Genomic DNA, 3,272 nt, shown 5'->3' with positions numbered 1-3,272 from the left:
TCGATGTCTTCGGGCGCGGGTTTTTCGGGTTCGTCGGTTTTGATGCAGAATGAGACGTACCACGCGCCCGTCGGCTCTTTCTTCAGCGTGACCTCCTTGATGGTTTCGTGGTCTGGGAGGTTGCGGTGGAGGCGAATCGGGATTTCGCGGGTTTCGCCTTTGAGTTTCTTGAGTACGAGGAGTCCTCGGTTGTTCGGACCACTCTTCTTGTCGAGTTCGAAGCCCGATTGCCGGTACGTGAAACTCCTGAACTCACGCGGTTTCTTCCAGTTCAGCGACCCAACGTTGTAGCCTTTGGCTTTGAGTTTACCGAGGCTTTCGATATTGTCTCGGATGCGCTCGATGGCTTTCTGCAAGACTGTCGAGTAGACCTGTTTGAGGTCTGGCCACCAGTTTTTCATCGTGGGGAGGGTGTCTCTGACGCTCCAGACGCGTTGGCGGAGCGTTCCTGCGTCTTCGGGTATCTGGTTGAATTCGCGGAGTGCGTGATTGTATGTTTGTCGTACGGTGTTTCGTGTCCAGTCCATCGCTTCGCGTTGCTCTGTGGTGGGGAGTAAGCGATAGCGAGGGCTGTACTTCATACGACGTGTCAACTCGTATGAATTGGGCTGTCTTAATGGTGCTGATTCGGGTGCTTGTGGCTCGTGCGGGCGCTGTATCCCCTCCCTACTCGCTCGCTACGCTCGCTCCTTGAGGAAGGGGGCTTAACGCCCTCTCTTTCAGCTAACGCTGGTCACTACTGATCCCACTTTATCAACTCACCAATGTTTTACACACCCCACCGTGTCCAGTGTCTTCCCGCGTCCAAAGCACTCTCACTCGGATGCAACACACCCCCACTCTGTCCAGTGTCTTCGCCGGTTCTGAGGCCTTTTGATCTATATTTTCCAGTTTTCGATCCAGCATATCCTAACCATTCTGTCCAGTGTCCGAACAGTATAAATACTATTTTGGCACACCCCACTCTGTCCAGTGTCTAAGCAAATCCAGACCAAACACACCCCACGACGTCCAGTGTCTGTAGTTGGTCAAAAGAATTCGAGCGGATGCGATCGATCAAATCTCTCCATCAAGTCGCGTCTGGATTGCGTCTGTTACGCCGACCATGTCTACTGTTTCGGCAAGCGCCTCAAGTAGCAAATCTGGATTTGTGTCGAGTGAATATTCGTAGTATCGGCCACCAGACTCGCCTTTATTTCGTTCGATCCGTGTCGCAATACCTAGCATTGCGAGTTCGCCTAAATGATCACGCATTCGACGTGGGACGAGTGGCTCCGTTGCTGCCCGCTTACAAACGATTTCGTATCGGTTTTGAACATCTCTGGCACGAACCGGTGTCTCACCTTCCTCATAGAGCATCAATAGTGCATATAAAACGAGATGACCCTGTTGTGTGAGTCCAGCGACACCATCGATAATTCGACTCTGTTCGAGTAATGCTCGTGCTTCATCAACGTGTTCCTCGCAAACCTGGTCTGCATCTTGTTCAACTGCGACGTCACCAGCTTCCATGAGCAAATCAAGACTCTGTCTGGCGTCACCAGCATCTTTTGCACCGAATGCGGCACACTTAGCGATTACTTCGTGCGGGATGACGCCATCATAAAACGCGATGTCGGCCCGTGTCCGAAGAATATCACGAAGTTCGTTCGCATTGTATGCGGGAAACTGGACTTCCTTTTCACAGAGACTGGACTGGACCTTCGAACTCAGTGATTCGCGGAACTTGAAATCGTTTGAGATTCCGATGATTCCAACTTTTGACTGCTCGAGATTGCCGTTTGCACGGGCACGCGGGATCTGATAGAGAATCGAATCATCGTCAATATGATCGACTTCGTCGAAAACAATAATGATTGTTCCACCAATTGCGTCGAGTTCTTCCCAGAGCCACTCGTTCACTTGTCGCCGAGGATAGCCAGTGGGCTTGAGTTGATCGCTGGGATCGCGGAATTTGTTAATCAGTTGAATCGCAACCTGATAGCTTGTACTCAGGTCCTCACAATTGGTCCGGACTGTTGTAAGATCAATACCGTAATCGGCGGCATCTGTTTTGAGTTCACTAAGGAGATAACGTGTACATGCAGTTTTGCCAACACCAGCCTTGCCATACAGGAAGATGTTAGCAGGCTGATCTCCGTTGATAACTGGCTGTAGAGCCGAGATATATTGCTGAAGTTCCTCGTCACGGCCAACTATTTCCTCCGGCTGATAATCTTCACGAAGAACGTCACGTCGATCGAAAATATCAGTATCCGGCTGGAACAATCCCATTGAGACCATCACATCTGGCAACCAACATAAAACTACCGTGTCCAGTGTGTCCAGTGTCACCCCCATCATGTCTAGTGTCCGCTGAAATGGTGTACCCTCCCACCCCACTGTGTCCAGTGTCTCGGGGAGAATGCACGGAGGAGGGATGCCAGAACAACTCTAAATCTGGGGAAGATTTAACACAAGTGGCGATAGACTAGTCCGAACGATAATCTGAAGAAGGGCTTGAAAGAGTAGCTAGAGCAATCAGAGGAAAACCTCAGTACCGCCAATCTATAATAAAAGCAGGCAGAGTACCCCGGGCCACCGTGCCCGGGGGTGAATGCCGTCGACTTAATGGACAAACCACGCCGGACTGGTGCGTGGTTCTAAGTAGAACACTTGTGAAGGGATTAGGTGTACGATGGATGAGCTTGTTGAGACACTACGCTTCCGCCTGCACATCGAGAGCGGGGAGCAATGGCGTCTCAAACAAGCTCGATTCGATGCTCGACCCATCGCTAATCACACCTGGGCAATGCGAAAACTCGGGTACAGCAAAACCGAGATCGCAAAACAAGTCACGCCGACCGCGAACGACTTCGTGAAAAATAACGCACAAGCCGTCATATGGAAAGCGTGCGACGCTTACGACGCCTACGAAAGTGCGTTGAAGAAGTGGCGCAACAGCGACAATCAAAGCGAGTTACCGAAGCCACAACCACCGTCAGTCGATTCATGGGGAGCGTTTCCGCTCGTCATGAACCACGGTGAAGGCTACGAACTCAAAGTTCGAGACAAAGACGATCGTGTTGGCTACCGCATCAGTGCCCAGCCATACCGGGAGAAAGTTCGCGGGTTTCTTCGTGGAGCCAAGCACGATCTTGACCGCGTCAAACATGCGCTTGACGACTCAAGCGACTTAGTGTAGCTTCAAGCGTGAATCTGTAGATCCTCTTCGGTCTCAATTGGGTAGAGTTGGCGTAGTTTGATCCGGGCATCGTCAGTAGTAAACTGCC

General features: G+C 51.3%; 3 protein-coding genes. 1 reads left to right on the top strand and 2 read right to left on the bottom strand.

Going from position 1 to position 3,272, the window contains the following annotated elements:
- Nucleotides 1-581: RNA-guided endonuclease InsQ/TnpB family protein (locus tag BW940_RS20675; RefSeq protein ID WP_143823984.1), on the bottom strand; the 581-nt coding region annotated here is incomplete at its 3' end.
- A gap of 475 nt (nucleotides 582-1,056) precedes the next feature.
- Complete coding sequence (locus tag BW940_RS20670; RefSeq protein ID WP_076611028.1) at nucleotides 1,057-2,274, bottom strand: orc1/cdc6 family replication initiation protein; 1,218 nt, start codon at nucleotides 2,272-2,274, stop codon at nucleotides 1,057-1,059.
- A gap of 403 nt (nucleotides 2,275-2,677) precedes the next feature.
- On the opposite strand from BW940_RS20670, the gene BW940_RS20665 reads away from it, so the two are divergent.
- Nucleotides 2,678-3,184, top strand: coding sequence for a hypothetical protein (locus BW940_RS20665; protein ID WP_143823983.1), 507 nt, complete (start codon nucleotides 2,678-2,680; stop codon nucleotides 3,182-3,184).
- Nucleotides 3,185-3,272: the final 88 nt, after the last annotated feature.

Origin of the sequence: Natronorubrum thiooxidans, assembly GCF_900156475.1 — an archaeon.
GTDB lineage: Archaea > Halobacteriota > Halobacteria > Halobacteriales > Natrialbaceae > Natronorubrum > Natronorubrum thiooxidans.
Note: the sequence above shows the minus strand (reverse complement) of the source record. Positions and strands in the feature narration are given on the sequence as shown.